Annotated in this window: 18 protein-coding genes; 14 read left to right on the top strand and 4 right to left on the bottom strand. The window is 50.8% G+C overall.

Annotated features, from left to right (window positions below):
• The first annotated feature begins 145 nt into the window (after positions 1-145).
• From AC1DN5_RS15640 to AC1DN5_RS15625, 4 genes are all read left to right on the top strand, one after another.
• Positions 146-1,366, top strand: a complete 1,221-nt coding sequence (locus tag AC1DN5_RS15640) for an NAD(P)/FAD-dependent oxidoreductase (RefSeq protein ID WP_047476951.1) — start codon at positions 146-148, stop codon at positions 1,364-1,366.
• Positions 1,367-1,540: 174 nt separating this feature from the next.
• Positions 1,541-1,666 (top strand): YuiA family protein, encoded by a 126-nt coding sequence (locus AC1DN5_RS15635; RefSeq protein WP_007408708.1) that lies wholly within the window; start codon positions 1,541-1,543, stop codon positions 1,664-1,666.
• A gap of 68 nt (positions 1,667-1,734) precedes the next feature.
• Complete coding sequence (locus AC1DN5_RS15630; protein WP_029575317.1) at positions 1,735-2,055, top strand: YuiB family protein; 321 nt, start codon at positions 1,735-1,737, stop codon at positions 2,053-2,055.
• Between the two features lie 101 nt (positions 2,056-2,156).
• Positions 2,157-2,798: a 3D domain-containing protein gene (locus AC1DN5_RS15625; protein ID WP_047476953.1), complete on the top strand. Its 642-nt coding sequence runs from the start codon at positions 2,157-2,159 to the stop codon at positions 2,796-2,798.
• Positions 2,799-2,827: 29 nt separating this feature from the next.
• Here AC1DN5_RS15625 and AC1DN5_RS15620 read toward each other — a convergent pair whose 3' ends face one another.
• Positions 2,828-3,304, bottom strand: coding sequence for a divergent PAP2 family protein (locus tag AC1DN5_RS15620; RefSeq protein ID WP_016938086.1), 477 nt, complete (start codon positions 3,302-3,304; stop codon positions 2,828-2,830).
• A 149-nt stretch (positions 3,305-3,453) separates the two neighbouring features.
• Here AC1DN5_RS15620 and AC1DN5_RS15615 point away from each other — a divergent pair, with 149 nt between their 5' ends.
• Both AC1DN5_RS15615 and AC1DN5_RS15610 read left to right on the top strand, forming a co-directional pair.
• On the top strand, positions 3,454-4,944 hold the full coding sequence (locus AC1DN5_RS15615) for a leucyl aminopeptidase (RefSeq protein ID WP_016938087.1): 1,491 nt from the start codon (positions 3,454-3,456) through the stop codon (positions 4,942-4,944).
• 131 nt (positions 4,945-5,075) lie between these two features.
• On the top strand, positions 5,076-6,404 hold the full coding sequence (locus AC1DN5_RS15610) for a Na+/H+ antiporter NhaC family protein (RefSeq protein WP_366969734.1): 1,329 nt from the start codon (positions 5,076-5,078) through the stop codon (positions 6,402-6,404).
• Between the two features lie 46 nt (positions 6,405-6,450).
• Here AC1DN5_RS15610 and AC1DN5_RS15605 read toward each other — a convergent pair whose 3' ends face one another.
• Positions 6,451-7,044 carry a biotin transporter BioY gene (locus tag AC1DN5_RS15605; RefSeq protein ID WP_045926059.1) on the bottom strand — a complete coding sequence of 198 codons (594 nt, stop codon included), beginning with the start codon at positions 7,042-7,044 and terminating at the stop codon, positions 6,451-6,453.
• 99 nt (positions 7,045-7,143) lie between these two features.
• Between AC1DN5_RS15605 and AC1DN5_RS15600 the strand changes: the two genes are divergently transcribed.
• The 8 genes from AC1DN5_RS15600 (at position 7,144) to AC1DN5_RS15565 (ending at position 20,882) form a co-directional block, all read left to right on the top strand.
• Positions 7,144-7,740, top strand: coding sequence for a sulfite oxidase-like oxidoreductase (locus AC1DN5_RS15600; protein ID WP_045926060.1), 597 nt, complete (start codon positions 7,144-7,146; stop codon positions 7,738-7,740).
• 169 nt (positions 7,741-7,909) lie between these two features.
• A complete protein-coding gene (locus AC1DN5_RS15595) occupies positions 7,910-8,779 on the top strand; it encodes an alpha/beta hydrolase (RefSeq protein ID WP_366969733.1) in 870 nt (289 codons plus the stop codon).
• A 135-nt stretch (positions 8,780-8,914) separates the two neighbouring features.
• Positions 8,915-9,700 (top strand): 2,3-dihydro-2,3-dihydroxybenzoate dehydrogenase, encoded by a 786-nt coding sequence (locus AC1DN5_RS15590; protein ID WP_366969732.1) that lies wholly within the window; start codon positions 8,915-8,917, stop codon positions 9,698-9,700.
• A 23-nt stretch (positions 9,701-9,723) separates the two neighbouring features.
• Entirely contained in the window at positions 9,724-10,920 is a 1,197-nt protein-coding gene (dhbC, locus tag AC1DN5_RS15585) for an isochorismate synthase DhbC (protein WP_366969731.1), read from the top strand.
• 18 nt (positions 10,921-10,938) lie between these two features.
• Positions 10,939-12,564, top strand: coding sequence for a (2,3-dihydroxybenzoyl)adenylate synthase (locus AC1DN5_RS15580; protein WP_366969729.1), 1,626 nt, complete (start codon positions 10,939-10,941; stop codon positions 12,562-12,564).
• Between the two features lie 16 nt (positions 12,565-12,580).
• Positions 12,581-13,507 carry an isochorismatase gene (locus AC1DN5_RS15575; RefSeq protein ID WP_016938095.1) on the top strand — a complete coding sequence of 309 codons (927 nt, stop codon included), beginning with the start codon at positions 12,581-12,583 and terminating at the stop codon, positions 13,505-13,507.
• 13 nt (positions 13,508-13,520) lie between these two features.
• Positions 13,521-20,648: an amino acid adenylation domain-containing protein gene (locus tag AC1DN5_RS15570; RefSeq protein ID WP_366969728.1), complete on the top strand. Its 7,128-nt coding sequence runs from the start codon at positions 13,521-13,523 to the stop codon at positions 20,646-20,648.
• A gap of 18 nt (positions 20,649-20,666) precedes the next feature.
• Positions 20,667-20,882: an MbtH family protein gene (locus AC1DN5_RS15565; RefSeq protein ID WP_060964406.1), complete on the top strand. Its 216-nt coding sequence runs from the start codon at positions 20,667-20,669 to the stop codon at positions 20,880-20,882.
• Positions 20,883-20,927: 45 nt separating this feature from the next.
• Here AC1DN5_RS15565 and AC1DN5_RS15560 read toward each other — a convergent pair whose 3' ends face one another.
• The gene (locus AC1DN5_RS15560) at positions 20,928-21,605 is read right to left on the bottom strand and encodes a YukJ family protein (RefSeq protein WP_016938098.1); all 678 of its coding nucleotides are present in this window, start codon (positions 21,603-21,605) and stop codon (positions 20,928-20,930) included.
• Between the two features lie 117 nt (positions 21,606-21,722).
• Positions 21,723-22,853: an alanine dehydrogenase gene (gene ald, locus AC1DN5_RS15555; protein WP_045925858.1), complete on the bottom strand. Its 1,131-nt coding sequence runs from the start codon at positions 22,851-22,853 to the stop codon at positions 21,723-21,725.
• Positions 22,854-22,883: the final 30 nt, after the last annotated feature.

Below are 22,883 nucleotides of genomic sequence, written 5' to 3'. Positions count from 1 at the left end.
TTCCGGATAGTATGGTGATATGCAGACATGTGCGGTTTTCTAAAAAATTTATAATTCATTTCATAAAATCCCGCCAATAAGCTGAAGCTAATACAAATGTTGATTTGATTATGCGTCTAACAGCAAAAAAAAGAAGGTGGATGTGATGGCATTGAATAAACCCAAAATCGTGGTTTTAGGTGCAGGTTATGGTGGATTAATGACAGTAACAAGGCTTCCGAAGCATATCGGGGCAAATGACGCCGAAATCACTTTGGTCAATAAACACAATTATCATTATGAAACGACATGGATGCATGAAGCGAGCGCAGGAACGCTCCACCATGACCGCTGCAGATATCAAGTGAAAGATGTAATTAATGATTCACGGGTCAAATTTGTGCAGGATACCGTAAAAGCAATAGATGTGCAAAATAAAAAGGTGACGCTTTCACAAGGGGACATCCCTTATGATTATCTCGTTATCGGGCTGGGCGCCGTCCCTGAAACATTCGGGATTAAAGGCTTAAAAGAGTTCGCCTTTCCGATCGCGAATATTAATACGTCACGTCAGCTGAAAGAGCATATTGAGCTCCAATTTGCGACATACAATACGGAGGCCGAAAAACGCCCCGACCGCTTAACCATCGTCGTCGGCGGAGCGGGCTTTACGGGAATTGAATTTCTCGGCGAACTTGCGAACCGCAAGCCGGAGTTATGCAGAAATTATGATATAGATGAAAGTCTCGTCCGGATCGTCTGCGTCGAAGCCGCTCCGACGGTTCTGCCGGGATTTGACCCGGAGCTTGTCGATTACGCCGTTCAATACCTTGAGAGCAAGGGTGTTGAGTTTAAAATCGGCACGGCGGTTCAAGAATGCCGCGCGGACGGTGTCACAGTCGGCAAGAAGGATGAAGAGCCTGAAGAAATCAAATCGCAGACCGTTGTCTGGGCCGCAGGCGTACGCGGACATCCGATCGTGGAGGAAGCGGGTTTTGAAAATATGCGCGGCCGCGTCAAAGTCAATCCCGATCTTCGGGCGCCCGGCCATGATAACGTTTTTATTCTCGGCGACAGCTCGCTCTTTATTAATGAAGAGACGGAACGGCCGTACCCGCCGACTGCTCAGATCGCGATGCAGCAAGGAGAAACCGTGGCCAAAAACCTGGGCCGTCTGATTAAAGGAGGCCAGCTTGAAGAGTTCAAGCCGGACATTAAAGGAACCGTCGCCTCCCTCGGTGAGCATAACGCGGTCGGTGTCGTATACGGCAGGAAGCTCAAAGGCACGCCGGCGTCCTTTATGAAAAAGGTCATTGACAACCGTTCGTTATTTATGATCGGCGGACTCGGCCTGACACTGAAAAAAGGGAAGTTTAAATTCTTCTGAAAAACCCGCAGGAGCGGGTTTTTTCTTCTTTCAAAAAAGAGCGTTATATAAAGCATGTAAGAGAAAAAAATGAATGTTTCCGCTTACATGAAATGATTCGTTACATATTCTGACTTGGTGCTTGACAAGTAAATATGATATATTATCAGAAAATTAAGAAAAAGGGTGATCCGCATGAAAACGACAGCAAAAAGCACGGCGGCGTGTCCGTTCTGCTCAGGTAAAGGGTATTTTCAATTGCTTCTTGGCGGCTCCGAAACATGTCCCTCCTGCCAGGGAAGCGGCAAAGAGAGACGCTGAATTTTCCATACGTTGACTTTTTTACCGCCCCCGAGGTACACTGAAAGTGCTGTAGGGGGTGGATGTTTGTGATTAGTTTGCCGGTGGTTCTGATCTCAATCGTACTATTTTTCGTACTGTTTTTCGGCATTGGCTTTCTGTTGAACATGCTGCTGAGAATGTCGTGGATTATGGCTGTTGTCTATCCGATTGTATGCCTTTTCATTATCAGTAATAAAAAGATGATCAGTTACGTGCAGGCGCCGGGGGAATCATTTCAAAGCCTGTTTCAGCGGATCATGTCATTAGCGGCTGCGGATGTCGTGATTTTGGCAGGCGGACTGGCGGGAGCGATCATGTCAGGCATTGCCATAAAGGCGCTGAGAAAAAGAGGATATCAAATGTTTTAAGCCGCTTTCTTATTCAAAGAAAGCTTTTTTTGTGCCTCGGCGCTTTTTGTATAGCACCTCACCGGGTTGGGAACACTGACTCGGAGGAGAGTGATTTCAGATTGACGATAATCAGACGCGTATTCATGATTGCGCTTTTTTTGGGCGCATGCCATGCGACATACTTTTCCATAACGGGTGTTGAAGCAAAGGATCTGACAAATTGGATGACGGAACATCGAGGCGCCGTTATGAAAAACATCGGCACTCCGTTTCAATCCTTACAGAATCAGCCGGAAAAGCAGGCATCAGGCAAGGTAAAACCGCTGGAAGAAGCTTTTGACTGGGAACGCTATCCGTCAAAAAAGGTGACGGCCACCGGTTATACCGCAGGAGCGGAATCTACGGGGAAATCTCCGGGCCATCCGCAGTATGGAATTACATATTCAGGCGTGAAGGTCAAACGCGATCTATATTCAACTGTGGCGGCCGATCCGTCTGTTTTCCCGATCGGGACGATTCTGTTTATACCGAATTACGGATACGGGGTTGTCGCCGATACCGGCTCGAAAATTAAAGGCAGCCGTCTGGATCTCTACTTTGACACTGTAAAGGACGTCTATAACAACTGGGGCAAAAAAACACTTGATGTCTACATTGTCAAAAAAGGGAACGGCAAAGTGACCGAGGACGAACTTGTAAAGCTGAACGAAACAAAGTCACTTCAAGTCTTCAGAAATCAATACAAAACGGTAAAAGAATAAAAACGCTTCAGCATTCGCTGAAGCGTTTTTTACATAAAGAAATAATTTAAAATCAGTGTCAGTACAATGCCGGTGACGCCGCCGAAGAACACTTCGATCGGCTGATGGCCGAGCAGTTCTTTCAGTTTCTTCTGTTTTTCTTTCTCTTCCGCTTTCTGAAAGTCCTTCGCTTCGCTGACAAACCGATTAAAGTCGATGACCAGTTTATTAATGACCGTCGCCTGTTCACCCGCATGCCGCCTGACACCGGTAGCGTCAAACATCGTAATGACGGCGAAAATCGCGGCGACTGCAAACAGAGGCGAGTCCAGTCCCTGTTCCAAAGCGACTCCGGTTGACAGCGCGGTGACGGCGGCGGAATGGGAGCTCGGCATGCCGCCGGTGCTCGTCACAAGAGACCAGTCAAGTTTTTTGGATACAATAAATTGAATAGGCACTTTTACAACTTGGGCAAAAATAATGGCAGCAAAACTCGCCAGTAAAGGAAAATTCATAAATACATCCATATGCGACATCCTTTCTGTATCTGCGAAAGTCCGATCATATCGAAAAACTGCAGAAAACGCCCTTAGTTTGGTAAAATAAAATCAATGGAAAAATGTTTTTTCATTATACCACTTTACATAACAAATACCCACATAAGGAGTGTGTACTCATGTTTTATGCATCTGATCAATTGCGGCATCCCGAAACCCTGGTCATCGGTCTTTTTCAAAAAAGCATGCTGAGCGGATTTACGAAGGAATTAGATGATAAACTGGATGGACATTTGACACAGCTGTTAAAGGACGGTGATGTGTCTGCCAAACGCAATCGTGTATCAAAAGTATACCCTCCGGCTGCGACGGGTATGAAACGTATTTACTTTATCGGCTTGGGAAGGGAAGCGGATTATTCGTTTGAAGATGCGAAAGAATGCTTCGCACGCGTGTTTCAGCAGATTCACCAAGATAAAAAACAAGAAGTATCCGTTCTGCTTGATACGTTCGTCTCCGGTGAAGTGCCTGCCGCCGATGCCGCTCATGCGCTTTCGGAAAGCTGTCTGCTTGCGGTTTATGAGGTGCAGGATTATAAACATAAATCGAATGAGCCGGATCAGGAACTGACTTCCGTCTGCGCCGTGACCGAAGAAGACTTGAGGGAAGTGCAGGCCGGCCTGAACGTCGGCGCGGCATACGGCCAAGGGACGAATTCAGCCCGCACGCTTGTGAACATGCCGGGAAATATGCTGACGGCCACCGATTTGGCGTCATATGCCGCTGAGCTTGCGGCAAAATATGATTTTGAGTGTGAAATTTTAGAAAAAGAAGAAATGGAAGAGCTCGGAATGGGCGGGCTGCTAGCCGTTAACAAAGGCTCATCCGAACCGCCGAAAATGATCGTTCTGAAGTATCAGGGCAAAGATTATTGGGAAGATGTCATCGGCCTGGTCGGAAAAGGAATTACCTTTGATACCGGCGGATATTCGATTAAGCCGAAAACCGGCATCGTCGGCATGAAAAGCGATATGGGAGGGGCCGCTTCAGTATTGGGCGCAATGGAAATTATCGGCGAACTGCGGCCTGAACAAAATGTGCTAGCCGTCATTCCGTCTACGGACAACATGATCTCGTCTGATGCCATGAAGCCGGATGACGTCATCGTCTCGCTCAGCGGAAAAACCATTGAGATTCTGAACACCGATGCGGAAGGCCGCCTCGTGCTTGCCGACGGCATCACATATGCCAAGCAGCACGGAGCCTCTGTCCTCGTAGACGTCGCAACGTTAACGGGCGGTGTCATTGTCGCCTTAGGAAACGAAATGACGGGCGCCATGACCAATCACGCCGGGTTTTATAAGCAGGTGGCAGAATCGGCGAAGGAATCCGGAGAGCCGATCTGGCAGCTTCCGATTACAGAAAAGGATAAAAAACGCGTGAGAAACAGTCAGATGGCTGATTTGAACAATTCTCCGGGAAGAGAAGGCCACGCGATTATGGCGGGCACATTCATTGGTGAATTCGCGGAAAACACCCCGTGGGTTCATCTCGACATTGCGGGAACCGCGACGGCGAATAAAGCGACATGCTTCGGCCCTGCCGGCGCAACAGGCGTCATGGCAAGGACGCTGGCCGTTTTGACTGAGCGGTTTACGCCTGAAAGATAACAGCACCCGCTGCCTTGATGCAGCGGGTTTTTTGATTTCCAAAATCTTTAGTTGACTAAAGCGCGGAATGTATGTTAACTTTAATTATCTACTACATTAGCAAACTAAAGGATTTTTGGAGGGACTCATCAATGAATGCTGTTGTTGTCGCAGTATTGCTTATGCTCGTCTTAAGCCTGCTGCGTGTCAATATTATTATAGCTTTAATGATCGGAGCGCTTGCCGGCGGACTGACAGGGGGCTTAGGCCTCGGAGAGACGGTGAAGGCTTTTACGGACGGTCTCGGCGGAAATGCAACCGTCGCGGTCAGCTACGCGCTGCTCGGAGCATTTGCCGCGGCGCTGACAAAGACGGGGCTCCCCGATGCAATGGTCGAAGCGTCTGTCAAACTAATCGGTAAGAAGGAAGATTCGCGGAAAAAAGCACTGTCTAAAGTGTTAATCGTACTGATTATTTTAATCATATCCTGTTTCTCGCAAAACGTGGTGCCCGTTCACATTGCGTTTATTCCGGTATTAATTCCGCCGCTTTTAAAAATATTTAACGAACTTGAAATGGACCGCAGGCTGGTCGCGTGTGTGATGACATTCGGACTGACTGCGCCGTACATTGTTCTGCCGATCGGATTCGGACAGATTTTCCAGGGGATGCTGAGAGATAATATGGCATCAGCCGGTTTAAAGGTGCCGCTCAGTGATATCCCGTATGCTTTAATCATCCCGACGGCGGGGATGGTAGTCGGTTTAATTTTATCCGTCATCGTCTTCCGCAAACCGAAGAAATATGAGACGAAGGAGATTGCCGGATTATCGTCTTCTCCTTATACGAAAAAAAGCATTGCGATCGCCCTGTTCTCCATTGCCGTGTCGCTTGCCGTTCAGCTCTACCTGTCACAGGTGCTCGGAGTGGAAGGCATGATCATGGGCGCGCTCGCCGGCTTGTTTACGCTGTTTATCAGCGGAGTCATGAAGCGCAATGAAGCGGATAAGCTGATCACAGACGGCATGATTCTGATGGCCTTTATCGGTTTTGTCATGCTCGTTGCGGCCGGTTTTTCAAATGTATTGAACAAAACGGGCGATGTAGCTTCCTTGGTCAAAGCATCAACAGGCTTGATCGGCCACAGCCAATCGTTAGGCGCGCTCCTGATGCTGATCGTCGGTTTATTAATCACAATGGGAATCGGATCGTCATTTGCAACCGTCCCGGTCATTACGACTATATTTGTTCCGCTGTGCGCTCAGCTCGGATTCAGCCCGATGGCGACGATCGCCGTAATCGGAGCGGCTGCTGCAGTCGGTGATGCGGGTTCTCCTGCAAGTGATAGTACGCTCGGGCCGACGTCAGGCCTCAGCGCCGACGGACAGCACCACCACATTTGGGATACGTGCGTCCCGACATTTATTTTCTATAACATTCCGCTTGTCATATTCGGCTGGATTGCCGCAGTTGTCCTGTAAAAAAAGGCTCCCGGAAAGGGGAGCCTTTTTGAATGCTTGAAAAAACTTACGCCGGATTTCGATTGAAGCCCGTCGCTTTATGAATGGACCTGTAAATGGCAGGCGCGATAGATGCCAATAACAGTGCTAAAATGATATCTTTTATGAAAAACCAAATCATATAAAACCAGGCCATTCCGTAGCTGATCGGGGCATGAAGCCATAATTTCAGCGCAATATACGTATAGGTCGTGCCAATGATATAAATGACCGCGGTTCCGATCAAAGAGGCCCATGCATAATGCAGACGGCCGGGTTCTTTTGTCTTTTCCAGCAGCCAGCCGGCTGCAAATGCCGCCGGGATGTAAGCAAGAATAAATCCCCCGCTCTTACCGATAAACGGCGCAAAGCCTGCTGAGAATTGGGCGAAGATGGGAGCCCCCGCGAGTCCGGCCAATGCGTATACCGTCATTGCAATGGCGGCCCGTCTTGCGCCGAGAAGCATCGCGGCTAACAGACAAAAGAAAGGCTGCAGCGAGAGCGGAATTCCCGCAACTTGCAAAAAGGGAGCCATTGATGTAATGTTGGCGCCGATGGCCATCAGTGCGGCAAACATGCCGATAAGCGCCATATCGCCCGCGCGAAGGTTGCGTTGTTTCATTTGTTTTTCCCCCTTACACTTGTACCAGATTAGCGTAATCGAAGGATAATTAATTGTCAACATGAATTTTATATAGGTTTACTAAATGGAGGGAACCCTATGTTTTTCGGGAAAACGAAACAAACAGGACAGTCGGATCGGATTCCGCCAAACCAAAATGTCACAACGAAGTTTCCCGTGCTTCACGCCGGAAATGTTCCTTATTATGAAGATATGTCAAAATGGAACCTGCAGGTGTACGGGCTTGTCGATCGTCCTATGCTGTTAAGCTTTGACGATATTAAAGCCTTTCCGAAAGCCGAATTGAAAAATGATATTCATTGCGTTACGGGCTGGTCCCGTCTTGATAACGTCTGGCAGGGCATACGCGCGAAAGACATCGCTGAGAAAGCTGGCGTTCACAAAGAAGCCGGTTTCGTCATTTTGCACGCTGAAGAGGGCTGGACGGCCAATCTGCCGCTTTCTGATTTTACGCGGGAGACATCCCTGCTGGCATATGCGCATAACGGCGAGCCGTTAACGCCCGAGCACGGCTATCCGCTCAGAGGCGTTTTCCCCCATCTTTATTTTTGGAAAAGCGCCAAATGGCTGCGCGGCATTCAGTTCACAAAGGAAAACCACCCCGGCTTTTGGGAGAAAAACGGCTACCATATGAGGGGAGATCCATGGAAAAATCAGCGCTTTACATGGGATTAAACACATATCATCATATAGTTCTTAGGTACCTTATTGAAATAAGGTGCTTTTTTTATATCCAAAATCCATTGACTTTGTTTGGCAAAAAACCTATTATTTGAGGTGTCTTTTGATATTGAAAATCATTATCAATAAGCGGAGCGAATGTCATAGAGGAGATGAACTCATAATGGACGGAAAACAAACAAAGCGGGGTTTCGCGCAGGCCGGACGATACGCGATTCCGGGTACAGAAGTAAGAGAAATGCGTTCAAAAGGAGGCCGTACGTATCGTATCTTTGTCTCTTTTCCTCAGGAAGAACCGCCTCCATCCGGCTTTCCCGTCATCTATCTGCTTGATGCGAATTCCGTGTTCGGTACAATGGCCGAAGCTTTGCGGGTGCAAAGCCGCCGGCCGGAAAAAACAGGCGTTGTCCCGGCGGTGATTGTCGGAATCGGCTACCCGACTGATCAGCCGTTTTCCGCCGAACGCCACAGTGATTTTACGATGCCGCTCTCTCGATCAGAACTGCCGGTGCATCCGCGCGGCGCGGCATGGCCCGAACAGGGAGGAGCGGAAGCGTTTCTGGCATTTATAGAAGAAGCAGTAAAGCCCGCGGTGGAGCGGGATTATCCGATCGACAGAGACAGGCAGACGATTTTCGGCCATTCGCTGGGCGGTCTTTTTGTGCTGCAAGTGCTTTTGACGAGACCGGACATGTTCCAGACCTATGTTGCCGGGAGTCCGTCAATTCACTGGAACAAACGTTTTATTCAGGAAGAAGCGGATCGTTTGTCAGACCGGCTCTCTGAGGACAATCTTCAAGTCAGCGTACTGCTGGCAGCGGGAGAAATTGAAAAGACACATAAAAGCAGAATTCCGCAGCACGCAGAGGTGCTGTATTCTGTACTATCCGAGTTTGAAGGTGGCGGAGTCCGCGCTGAATACCGCGAGTTTGAAGGAGAGGGCCATATCTCTGTCCTGCCCGTTTTAATCAGCAGGGCCCTGCGTTTCTGCCTGAATCCGGGAGGGCCTCATACCCCGTATTCTCCTGCCTGAGAAAAAACAGGCCCTTAGAACTAAATACGGCTGATTCTAATTTTCTAATTGACGGAGTGTTTTGATTTGGATATGATTGTCTTGAATCATAATTGATAATGATAATCATTATCAATATAGGGAGGGAATGATAATATGGACGCATTGGGAATGAGAGGGAAAACGGCGGTTGTCACCGGCGCCGCTCAAGGCATCGGAGAAGCAACAGCGCTCGCCCTTGCTGAACAAGGCGTAAATGTGGCTGCTATAGATAAGAACGAAGGCCTGCTTCGGGGGCTTACTGACAGACTCAGGGAAAAAGGCGTGCAGGCACAGGCTTTCGCAGCAGATGTATCAGACAGTGCGGCTGTCAATGATATCATCGCCGCCGTTGAACACGACATGGGTCCTATTGAAATATTGGCGAACGTTGCGGGCGTGCTGCGGCCAGGGCCGGTGCATTCCCTCAGTGATGAAGAGTGGGATCAAACATTTTCAGTTAATACGACCGGTGTATTTCATGTGTCACGGGCTGTCAGCCGATACATGATGGAGCGGAAAAAAGGCGCCATCGTAACGGTCGGTTCAAATGCAGCCGGAGTTCCGCGTGCTTCCATGGCGGCTTATGCGGCGTCGAAAGCGGCTGCTGTCATGTTTACGAAATGCCTCGGACTGGAGCTTGCGGCCTATCATATCCGCTGCAACATCGTATCTCCCGGCTCAACGGAAACCGACATGCAGCGTGCGCTGTGGCGGGATGAAAACGGAGCACAGGACGTTATCAGAGGTTCGCTTGATACATATAAAACGGGAATTCCGCTTCAAAAGCTGGCAAAGCCTTCTGATATTGCAAATGTCGTTTTGTTTCTGGCCTCTGAACAGGCAAGCCATATCACGATGCATGATTTATGCGTGGATGGCGGCGCTACTTTAGGCATTTGATGTAACGAGAAGGAGGGACAATCATGACAAATCAACATTTATTGACGGAAGTGTCTGCAAAAGAGGTGCTGGACGCTTACAAGCCCGGAGCGTTCTTTTTAGCTTCCCCGAAAAGTACGCTCCTTGCAGAAGGTGTGTTTGCAAAAGTGCCGGATGCAGACGCGGAGAATCAGCTGGACTCACTGCCTGAACGTGTGAGACAGACGCTTCTTGAGGCAAAGCAAGCCGGCATCAAACATCCGATTGCGGCCGGCGCCATTCCGTTTGACGGGAGAAAAGCTTCGCGGCTTTTTGTACCGAAAGCCGTCCTAACGGCAGGTCCGCTTTCGTTTACGGAAGCTTCCGCAGAAAAACCCCAAGCGAATACATATGACATCCGGCCCGTTCCTGACCCTGAGGGCTTTATGAGCGGTGTGGAACAAGGCATTTTAAATATTACGGACGGTCCGCTCAGCAAGATTGTACTGTCAAGGACGCTGCATCTGACCGCTGAAAGAGATATCGACATTCCCCAGGCCGTCAAGCATTTGGCGCAGCACAACCCGCGCGGCTATACATTCGCTGCAGATGTGACGGGAACGTCAGAAACAAGAAAAACGCTTTTCGGCGCGAGTCCTGAACTGCTTCTGTCGAAAAACGGAACATCCATTTTGTCCAATCCGCTGGCAGGTTCCAGACCGCGAAGCACAGATCCCGAAGAGGATCAGAGAAGAGCGGAGGAACTCCTGCAATCAGCTAAAGACCTGCATGAACATGCCGTAGTCGTTGCCGCAGTTGCCGCCGCACTTAAACCATTCTGCCGTGTGCTTGATGTGCCGGAAAAACCGTCACTCATTAAAACTGAGTCGATGTGGCACTTGTCCACCGAGGTAAAGGGAGAGCTTAGTGATCCGTCAACGACATCGCTTGAGCTGGCCATCGCTCTTCATCCGACGCCCGCTGTATGCGGAACGCCGACGGATGCGGCGAGAGAAGCGATTCAAAATATTGAGCCGTTTGACCGCAATTTCTACACGGGAATGGCGGGCTGGTGTGATGCTGAAGGTGACGGAGAATGGATTATCGCACTTCGCTGCGCCGAAGCGGAAACAAGGTCTCTCCGGCTCTTTGCGGGTGCCGGGATTGTCGCCGGATCAAAGCCGCAGGACGAATTGGACGAGACATCGGCGAAATTCCGCACCATGCTCCGGGCGATGGGGCTTTATCAAGATGAGATGTAAAAAAGGAGGAAACAGATCGTGCTGACTGGATTTACGCCATGGCCGGAAGAATGGGCTGACAAATACCGCAAAGACGGCTGCTGGAAGGGTGAAACTTTCGGAGGGATGCTGAAAGAGCGCGCGGCTTTATACGGAGATCAAACTGCCGTGACGTGTAAAGGTGTACATTGGACCTACAAAGAATTGGATGAAAGGGCCGACCGTTTGGCGGCGGGACTGCACAAGCTCGGAATTCAAAAGGAAGACCGCGTTGTCGTTCAGCTGCCGAATATCGCTGAGTTTTTTGAAGTGATTTTTGCGCTGTTCCGGCTCGGGGCGCTGCCCGTCTTCGCGCTGCCTTCTCACAGAAGCAGTGAGATTACGTATTTCTGCGAGTTTGCGGAGGCGAAAGCATACATCATTCCTGATACGCATTCAGGCTTTGATTACAGAGCGCTTGCCAGACAGGTGAAAGACAAACTTCCGGCTTTGGCGCATGTCATTGTGGCCGGCGACGCTGAGGAATTTCAGGAACTGAGCAGCCTGCATAGAGAGCCCGTCCAGCTGGAAGACGTCAGCCCGGCGGAAGTCGCCTTTTTACAGCTTTCAGGAGGCAGTACGGGGCTGTCCAAGCTGATTCCGAGGACACACGATGATTACATATACAGTCTGCGCCTCAGTGCGGAAATATGCGGCTTGGATCATAACAGCGTTTATTTAGCCGCTTTGCCGACAGCGCATAATTATCCGCTCAGCTCACCCGGTGTGCTGGGAACTTTATATGCCGGGGGCCGGGTTGTTCTGTCACCCGCGCCGAGTCCGGATGACTGCTTCCCGTTAATTGAAAAAGAGCGTGTCACGATTACAGCGCTCGTCCCGCCGCTTGCGATGGTGTGGATGGAAGCATCCGCTTCGCGGCGTGATGATTTATCAAGCCTTCAAGTGCTTCAGGTTGGAGGCGCCAAATTCAGCGCTGAAGCGGCCCGCCGTGTGAAAAGCGCTTTCGGATGCACTCTTCAGCAGGTTTTCGGAATGGCGGAAGGATTGGTGAATTATACGAGACTTGATGATCCCGAGGAGATCATTGTCAATACGCAAGGCAGACCGATGTCACCATTTGATGAGGTGCGGGTTTTAGATGATGACGGGCGGGACGTGGCTCCCGGAGAAACAGGACATTTGTTTACACGCGGCCCTTACACGATCCGCGGATATTATAAAGCGCCTGAACATAATAAAAGAGCATTCACAGACGACGGCTTTTATCAGACCGGCGATCTCGTCAAAGTGACGGCGGAGGGGTATATCGTCGTCGAAGGACGCGCGAAAGATCAAATCAACCGGGGCGGCGAAAAGATTGCCGCTGAAGAGGTGGAAAATCACCTTCTGGCTCATCCTGCCGTTCATGATGCGGCCATGGTTTCAATGCCGGATGATTTTCTCGGAGAGCGGTCCTGTGTGTTCGTCATTCCGAAAGGAGAAGCGCCGAAACCGGGAGAGCTGAAAGCATTTTTACGGGAGCGCGGGCTGGCGGCATATAAAATTCCCGACCGGGTTGAATTTATCGCTTCTTTCCCAAAAACCGGCGTCGGCAAGGTCAGCAAAAAGGACCTTCGCGAAACAATCGCCCAAAAATTGAAGCCTGCTGAAATCAAACAATCATAAAAAGGAAGTGTTTATATTGGCTATACCGGCTATTCCCGCATATGCGCTGCCGACAGCGTCAGATATGCCTGAAAATAAAGTATCATGGACGCTGAACCCGAAACGCGCGGTGCTTTTAATCCATGACATGCAGAATTATTTCGTCGATGCTTTTGAGAAAGGGAAGGCTCCGATCACGGAGGCGGCTCAGAATATCAAGAAAATAAAAGAGCAATGCAAAGCGCTCGGCATTCCGGTGGTGTACACCGCGCAGCCGGGCAGCCAAGACCCGGCAGACCGCGCCCTGCTGACGGATTTTTGGGGGCCGGGACTTAAAAGCGGTCCTTATGAAGAAAAGGTCATTCCGGAGCTTGCCCCCGAAGATCAGGACATTGTCCTCACAAAGTGGAGATACAGCGCGTTTAAACGGACGAATCTCCTTGATATCATGCGTGAAAAGGGCAGAGATCAGCTCATTATTACGGGAATTTACGCACACATCGGCTGCCTCGTCACAGCCTGTGAAGCTTTTATGGATGATATTCAAAGCTTCTTTATCGGAGACGCCGTAGCTGACTTTTCTTCAGAAAAACATAAGATGGCCATCGAATATGCGTCCCAGCGCTGCGCTTACACAGCTTTGACAAACGAAGTGCTGGAAGTGCTAGGCGGCTCGCCGGTTTCTGACGGAAAAGAGAAGACTCCCGCCGCATTGACAAAAGAACGGGTTCGGGAGCAAATTGCGGCGATTCTTCAAGAATCCCCGTCCGATATTCCGGATCAGGAAGACCTGCTGGACAGAGGCCTTGACTCCGTCAGAATCATGAGCCTTGTCGAACAATGGCGCCGTGACGGAGCTGAAGTGACGTTTGTGGAACTGGCGGAGAATCCGACGCTTGAAGAGTGGTGGAGACTGCTTTCTTCCCGATCTCAAAAAGTCTTGCCGAATGCAGATTATTTATAAGGGAGAGAATAGAATGCATGATACACAACAGCTGCCTCTGACAGGCGCACAGGCCGGTATCTGGTTTGCGCAGCAGCTTGATCCTGATAATCCGATTTACAATACAGGCGAGTATGTTGAGATAAATGGCGCGCTCGATGTGAACATATTTAAAACGGCTCTTGAACGTGTGCTGACCGAAGCCGCGTCATTACACGCCCGCTTCACAGAGGGAACAGACGGACCGAGACAGACGATCGCTCCTTCTTGTGAGGCCGCGATTGATGTCATAGATGTGAGCGCAGCGGCTGATCCGAAGCAGGCCGCACTCAGAATCATGCAGACTGATTTGGCTGAGCCCGTTGATATGGCGGCCGGGCACTTGTACCGCGACATTGTATTCCAAGCCGGACCGGAACGTTTTTTCTGGTATCAGCGCATTCACCACATCGCGATAGACGGCTACGGTTTTTCACTGCTGGCACGGCGTACGGCGCAAATGTACACCGCAATACGGGAGGGACGTCCGGATAACGGGCGCTCCTTCGGTTCTTTGGAGGATCTGGTAAAAGAAGATCAAGAGTACCGCGCGTCTGATCAATTCCTGAAAGATCGGGAATTTTGGATGGAGAAATTTGCAGATGAACCTGATGTCGTCAGCTTGGCGGAAAGAGCGCCGAGAACGTCAACAAGCTTTCACAGGAGCACGGCTTATTTTTCTGAAACGGCTTTACAGCATGTGAAAGCGATTCCGAACTGGCATGAGGCGGTCACGGCCGCGGTAGCTGTATATGTTCATCGGATGACAAGCGCCGGGGATATCGTGCTCGGTTTGCCGATGATGGGCCGGATCGGTTCGATTTCACTGAATATTCCGAGTATGGTGATGAATCTGCTGCCTTTGCGGCTTTCTCTCCGCCCGGATATGCATTTTCACGAGGCGGTCAGCCAAGTGGCAAAAGAAATCCGAAGCATCCGGCGTCATCAGAAATATCGCCATGAAGACCTGCGCCGCGATCTTAAATTATTAGGAGAAAACCGCAGGCTGTTCGGTCCGCAAGTCAATGTGATGCCGTTTGATTACGCGCTTGATTTCGCCGGATCGCGGGGAACCGTTCATAACTTATCAGCAGGGCCCGTTGATGATTTGTCAATTAACGTTTACGACAGAGCCGACGGCAGCGGATTACGTGTGGACTTTGATGCGAATCCGGAAGTGTACAGCGCCGAAGATATTGAAAACCATCAAAAACGCTTCCTGCTGCTGTTGGAATCAGCTGTGAAAGACCAGACACAAAAAATCGGCACACTCAATCTTCTGCTTGAAAGCGAACGTCTCCGCGTGCTGAAAAGCTGGAATGACACGTGCAAACCTGAAAAGCAGAAAAGTCTCCCGGAGCTGTTTTACGACCAGGCCGTAAAAACACCGCACCGCCCGGCAATCATCACGGAAAACGAAGAGCTCACCTATGCCGAATTGAACAAGCGCGCAAACCAGCTTGCCGCCATGTTAAAGCAGAAAGGGCTCGGGCCGGAACAATTTGCCGCTTTACTGCTTCCGCGGTCACAGGATTTAGCCGTGAGCATGCTGGCCGTTTTGAAAACGGGAGCCGCGTACCTGCCGCTTGATCCTGATTTTCCTTCTGAGCGGATCACATACATGCTCAAAGATGCACAGCCTGCATGTCTGATTACAACGATGGAATTATCGGGCCGCATGCCGGAAGACAGCAATGCAAAAAGGATTATTCTTGATGACCCGGATACGGTAAAAATCATTGCCGGTCAAAATGCTGACGGTCCTGCTCAGGCGGAATGTTCACCTTTAAACCCTGCTTATATCATTTATACTTCGGGCTCAACGGGCAGACCGAAAGGCGTTGTCGTCACATTAAAAAGCGTAAGCAATTTTCTCTTATCCATGTGGGAAATGTTTCCGCTCGGCGGACAAGACCGCCTGCTCGCCGTTACGACTGCGGCGTTTGATATTTCAGGACTTGAGCTCTTCCTTCCGCTCATCAGCGGGGCGGGGTGCGTCATCGCCCGAAAAGAGACGATTCAGGAGCCGCAGGCGCTTGCGCACATGATTCACTCATACGGTATTTCAATCATGCAGGCAACGCCGACATTATGGCATTCATTAGTCACAAATGAACCGGATTCACTTCGGTCGATTCACGTGCTTGTCGGAGGTGAGGCGCTCCCGAAAGCGTTAATGCATGCCCTGCTTGAATTAGGCTGTACGGTGACGAATCTGTACGGGCCGACTGAAACAACAATCTGGTCGGCCGCACAGCCGCTTGCAAAAGACTATACAGGGACGCCCCCGATCGGAAAGCCGATTTGGAACACGCGGGTATATGTGCTGGATGCCGCATTGCAGCCCGTCCCGCCGGGAGTTGCGGGTGAGCTTTATATCGCAGGCGAGGGGCTTGCCAGAGGCTATTTTAACAGGCCTGATTTAACAGCGGAAAGATTCATTGCCGACCCGTACGGCCCCGCAGGTGCGAGAATGTACCGGACGGGGGATCTCGTGCGCTGGCGTGAGGACGGTTCACTTGATTATATCAGCAGAGCCGATCATCAAATTAAAATCCGCGGATTCAGGATAGAATTAGGGGAAATTGAGACGGTGCTGTCGAACTATCCGGGTATTTTGCAGGCCGCTGTCATTGTCCGTGAAGATCAGCCGGGAGACAAGCGGCTGGCGGCTTATGCTGTCGCGGATCACCCCCTTGATATCGGCGGCCTTCGTGCATATATGGGCGAAAGCCTGCCGGATTATATGGTGCCGGGCGCATTTGTACAGCTGGAGGAACTGCCGCTGACACCGAATAAGAAGCTCGATCGCAATGCTCTGCCTGCACCTGATTTTTCCGCTGTCCTGAGTGACAGAGGGCCGCGGACGCCGCAGGAAGAAATATTATGCGAGCTGTTTGCCGAGGTTCTCGGTCTCGCACGGGTCGGAATTGATGACGGATTCTTTGAACTGGGCGGCCATTCACTCTTAGCGGGACGCCTGATGAGCCGGATCCGGGAGACGATGGGCGCAGAGCTAGGCATCGGCCGTCTGTTTGATACACCGACGGTTGCAGGGCTCGCCGCACAGCTGGACACTGCAAAGAACGCGCGGCCACAGCTTAAGCCGTTTGCCCGTCCGCAGCATATCCCGCTGTCATTCGCGCAGCTGCGTCTGTGGTTTCTCTACTGCCTTGAAGGTCCGAGCCCGACTTACAACATTCCGGTGATTGTCCGTATGTCAGGAAAGCTTAACCAAACAGCGCTGAAACACGCCTTTTACGATGTTGTCAGCCGCCATGAAAGCTTGCGCACCGTTTTTCCGGAAAATAAGGGCTCGTCTCATCAGCTCATTTTGCCTGCTGAAGAAGCCTGTCCCGTGTTTACAGTGACACATGCAGACGAAAACGAGCTTCAAGACATGCTTGCCGCTGCGGCACGCTACCGGTTTGATCTCGCAAAAGAGCCGGCCGTACGGGCTGAGCTGTTTGATCTTGGCGACGGTGAATATGCGCTGATGGTTCTCCTGCATCACATCGCAGGTGACGGCTGGTCCTTGAATCCGCTCATGCGTGACTTATCCGCGGCCTATAACGCCCGCCAAACAGGCAAAAAAGCAGAATGGCCGCCGCTAGCGGTTCAATATGCTGATTATGCGCTTTGGCAGCAGCAGCTTTTAGGAAGCGTATCTGATTCTGAGAGCTTAATAGCGCGCCAGTTGAATTTCTGGAAGAAAACACTTGAAAATGTACCGGATCAGCTGGAGCTGCCGTCTGATTTTCCGCGACCCGCCGAATCAAGCTACAGAGGCGGCGTCATTCCGGTCAAAATCGGCCAAGAGCTTCATACCCGTCTTCTCTCACTTGCCAGAAATCAGCGCGTAAGCCTGTTTATGGTGCTTCAATCAGGGCTTTCCGCACTGCTGACCCGGCTCGGGACCGGAACCGATATTCCGATCGGCAGTCCGATAGCCGGCCGCAGTGATGACGCATTGGGCGACCTTGTGGGCATGTTCATTAATACTCTCGTGCTGAGAACCGATACCTCAGGCGATCCAAGCTTTTGTGAGCTTCTTGAAAGGGTCCGGACGATAAATCTCGCCGCATATGAACATCAGGACGTGCCGTTTGAACGTCTCGTGGAGGAATTGAATCCGGTTCGTTCCCGGTCAAGACATCCGCTGTTCCAAGTGATGCTCGCATTCCAAAATACGCCTGATCCTGTACTCAGCCTTCCGGACATAGAAACAAGCCTGCAAATCAGCAGCGTAGGAGCGTCCAAATTTGATTTGACGCTGGAATTGGCCGAACAGCGCCATGACGACGGGACGCCTGCCGGTATTGAAGGTCTTTTGGAATTCAGCACGGACCTATTCAAACAAGAAACGGCTGAAGCACTTGCAGGACGTCTGCTTCTTCTGCTCAAAGATGCCGCATCGCATCCGGAAAAGCCGATCGGAAGCTTAACGATTCTTTCTGATGAAGAGCGCCGAAAGCTATTGCCGGTTAAACGGAATAAACAGCACACTCAGCCTCGAAAGACATTGCCTGAACTGTTTGAAAGACAGGCCGCCGAAAAACCGGATGAAACGGCGGCCGTATTTAAAGAGAGCCGGCTCACTTATAAAGAGCTGAATCAAAAAGCCAATCAGCTCGCACATTTGATGATCGCCCGCGGCGTCGGCCCGGAGCAGTTTGTCGCGCTGGCCCTGCCGCGCTCTTTAGATACGATTGTCGGGCTGTTAGCCGTCCTGAAAACGGGAGCTGCGTATTTGCCGCTTGATCCCGATTATCCGTCGGACCGCATCGCTTTTATGTTACATGATGCCAAGCCTGTATTTATGCTTACCGATCGTGAAGGCGCAAGTAAGTTTCCTGCCGAAAGTGGTATGCCGTCCTTCATTTTGGATGACCCGCAGAAAAAAGAAACACTTGAGCAATATGCCGTCACGAACCCGACTGACGCAGACAGGATTTGTCCGCTGTCACCGCTTCATCCGGCTTATGTCATTTACACGTCGGGATCGACCGGTGTGCCCAAAGGAGTCATCATCCCGCACAGCAATGTCATCCGGCTGTTTGAGTCGACACAGCACTGGTACCGCTTTAATTCTGATGATGTATGGACGATGTTTCACTCTTACGCATTCGATTTCTCTGTCTGGGAAATGTGGGGGCCTTTGCTTCATGGCGGACGTCTCGTCGTCGTGCCGCATGACATCAGCAGATCGCCGGAAGCGTTTCTGGATCTTCTTGTGAAAGAGCGGGTGACCGTGCTTAACCAAACGCCGTCAGCGTTTTACCAGCTGATGCATGCGGAAAAAGAAAACGAAGAACTGGGGCGGCAGCTCGCACTCAGATATATCATCTTCGGCGGCGAGGCGCTTGAGCTGGGCCGGCTTGAAGATTGGTACAGCCGCCATCCGGATGATAAGCCGGTGCTCATAAATATGTACGGCATTACGGAAACGACGGTGCACGTCAGTTATCTTGAATTAGACAAAAACATTGCGGAACTGAAGGCAAACAGCCTCATCGGCTGCGGCATTCCTGATTTGAACGTATATGTGCTTGATGACCGGCTTGAGCCTGTGCCTCCGGGCATCACAGGCGAAATGTATGTTGCAGGGGAAGGTGTGGCACGCGGTTACTTAGGGCGGCAAAGCCTGACCGCGGAACGCTTTGTGGCTGATCCGTACGGCCCGCCGGGAACGAGAATGTACCGGACGGGGGACTTAGCCCGCCTGCGGACGGACGGTTCTCTTGATTATATGGGAAGGGCGGATCACCAGATAAAAATCCGCGGATTCCGGATTGAACTGGGAGAAATCGAGGCGGTTCTCGTCAAACATCCGGGAGTTGAGGACGCGGCCGCAGTCGTTCGTGAAGACCGGCCGGGAGACAAACGGATCGCCGCTTACCTTGTCCGCTCTGACAGCAGCAGCTTAGATACGGGAGAGATTCGCCGGTTTGCCGGAGAAAGCCTGCCGGATTATATGGTTCCGTCTGCTTTTGTCCAAATGGATGAACTGCCGCTGACACCGAATGGAAAGCTTGACCGAAAAGCGCTCCCTGCGCCTGACTTCCAAATGGAGGTCTCCGGCCGGGGACCGAGAACACCTCAGGAAGAAATGCTGTGTGAGCTGTTCGCAGAGGTGCTGCACCTGCCGCGTGTCGGTATTGATGACAGATTCTTTGATTTAGGCGGCCATTCTTTGCTTGCGGTTCATTTAATGAGCCGTATTCGGGAAGCGATGGGAGCCGAGCTCAGTATCGGAACATTATTCGAAGCTCCTACGGTGGCAAGTCTTGCTGAAAGGCTTGAGACGGGCACAGGGACAAGCGCGCTTGATGTGCTTCTGCCGCTCAGAACAGCCGGAGAAGAAACACCGCTGTTTTGTGTCCATCCTGCCGGCGGTCTCAGCTGGTGTTATGCCGGGCTGATGTCTTCTTTAGAAGCCGATTATCCGATATACGGTTTACAGGCGAGAGGCATCGGAAAAAAAGAACCGCTTCCCGAAAGCCTTGATGACATGGCGGCGGATTATATTGAAAAGATCCGCACCGTGCAGCCGAAAGGGCCGTACCGTCTGCTCGGCTGGTCTCTCGGGGGAAATGTCATTCAGGCCATGGCGACACAATTACAGAGCCGGGGCGAAGAGGTTTCGCTTTTGGTGATGCTTGACGCGTACCCGAATCATTTTCTGCCGATAAAAAATGCGCCTGATGACGAGGAAGCCGTCATTGCGCTGCTTGCCCTGGGAGGGTACGATCCGGACAGCCTCGGGGATCAGCCGCTTGATTTTGACACCGCGCTGACCATTCTCCGCCGTGAGGGAAGCGCATTAGCCAGTCTGGACGAGTCGGTGATGATGAACCTGAAAGACACGTACATTAATTCTGTCGGGCTGTTAGGAACATACAAGCCGAAGCCGTTCCACGGAGATGTACTGTTCTTCAGATCCGCGATTATTCCGGAGTGGTTTGACCCGATTGAGCCGGATACTTGGAAACCGTATATTACGGGAAAAATCGAGCGGTATGATTTAGACTGCCGCCATAAGGATATGTGCCAGCCGGGACCGCTTGCCGACATCGGCGCGATTCTGGCAGAGAAATTAAACGGACGGCGTACAGTCCGGTAAAGAAAGGATCAATCTGCTATGACAAATCCATTTGAACGGGAAGACAGCTTATATCATGTCCTGGTCAATGCTGAAGGCCAGTACTCACTGTGGCCGGCCTATCTGGATGTGCCGGACGGCTGGGAAACTCGCCTGATGAATGAAAACCGCTCCGTTTGTCTCGAATATATTGAAACAAACTGGCGTGATATGAGGCCGGAAAGCCTGAAACAGGCCGAAGCCGCTAAGATGTAATAAATTAAAGCCTGCCGCTATTTCGGCAGGCTTTTTATACGAATATCAGCTGTTAAGCTGTGTATGATCACAAAATGTATAAGGGTGTCCTTCTTCATTCGTGCACCATGACTGAGACAGAAAAGCCAAAAAGACCGCGGCCCACTGGTCTGCAAACTGGATTAAAATACCGCCGTCGTGCCACGTTCCGTTATCCTTCTTCCAGCGTGTGTCAATTGGATTTCCCTGATTCATATGAATATTATGCATGCCGTTTGTCGGTTTGAATCCGAAAATCTTATCAGCGCCCGGCTCCGGTCCGAATTTAGAGCCGTAAATATAGACGGCGGCTTTTTCCGATTTTGCTTTTTGCATATACGTCTCAATAAAATCATTTAAGTCATTATCAGGCCCGGTGACTTCATGCGGGAGCGGCACCATGTTCCGGGGATCAAACAATCCGCCGCGGACATAATCCAGCGCCAGCTCACGGCTCGTTTCATCAATTGGGGTGTACCCATACGGTATGTTCGGCAGCAGGGTGATCGCGCTTGCGTCAAAATGATCGCGCGCCGCATACAGAACCTCTGATTCTTTTGAACTTGACATGACATTGATCGCACAGCGATAGTGCGTATCAGGCTCGCCTAGCACCTCGACTTGAAAATGCGGAGAATCATCATCTGTTTCCCTTCTCATATCTAACACAGTGCCTTTTAATACACCATAGTGCTGAACAGCCATATGAATCCTCCTTTTTCTTCCGGGATATGAATTGATATTCGAGACAGGTGTCCGTTTTTCCTTTTATGAGAAAGAAAAAAGGACAGCCCGCTGATCAGGCTGTCCTCTTCATATCTATTAAGCTTTTGCAGCTGAACCTTGCATCGCTTTTTCAGCAGGTACGTAGTCATAGCCTAAGTCTTTGGCTACCGCTTCATACGTGACATGTCCGTTAGCCGTATTCAGCCCCGCTTTAAGCGCCGGGCTCTCGGCAATGGCTTTCGCCGCGCCTTTATTGGCGATTTCAAGCGCATAAGGAACGGTCACATTCGTTAATGCGAGCGTAGATGTACGCGGTACGGCGCCCGGCATATTGGCAACAGCGTAATGAACGACGCCGTGTTTTTCGTAAGTCGGATTATCGTGTGTTGTAATATGATCAACGGTTTCCACAATGCCGCCCTGATCAATGGCAACATCAACAATGACGGAACCCGGTTTCATCTGTTTGACCATTTCTTCGGTAACGAGAGTCGGCGCTTTGGCTCCCGGGATGAGTACGGCGCAGATCAGAAGATCAGCTTCCGCGACAGAGTCTGCAATATTTACAGGGTTTGAGATCAGTGTTTTAATCTGATGCCCGAAAATATCATCAAGCTGACGCAGGCGGTCTGCGTTCAAATCGATCATCGTCACATCGGCACCGAGTCCGACAGCCATTTTCGCGGCATTTGTTCCGACGCCGCCCCCTCCGATGATCGTGACTTTCCCGCGGGATACACCCGGTACGCCGGCTAATAAAATTCCTTTTCCGCCCTTTGGTTTTTCAAGGAACTGAGCACCGATCTGAGCGGCCATTCTTCCAGCCACTTCAGACATCGGCGTAAGCAGCGGAAGTGAACGTCCGTCCGTTACCGTTTCGTACGCAATAGCTGTCACGCCTTTTTCTGTAAGCGCTTTAGCTAATTCCGGCTCTGCGGCTAAATGAAGGTAAGTGAATAAGATCAGGCCCTGACGGAAATACGCATACTCCTCAGCCAGCGGTTCTTTTACCTTCATGACCATTTCCGCATCCCATACTTGCTTTCTGTCCTCCAGAATTTCCGCGCCTGCAGATACATAATCTTCATTAGTAAAACCGCTTCCGAGTCCCGCTCCGGATTCCACAAGAACCCGATGGCCGTTTCCGATAAGCTGTGAAACGCCTCCAGGTGTTAATGCCACTCGATTTTCATTGTTTTTGATTTCTTTTGGAACCCCGATAATCATGTCTGTTTCCCCCAATGTTTGTGTGATGCT

Source organism: Bacillus sp. 01N42_2, assembly GCF_056399565.1.
Note: the sequence above shows the minus strand (reverse complement) of the source record. Positions and strands in the feature narration are given on the sequence as shown.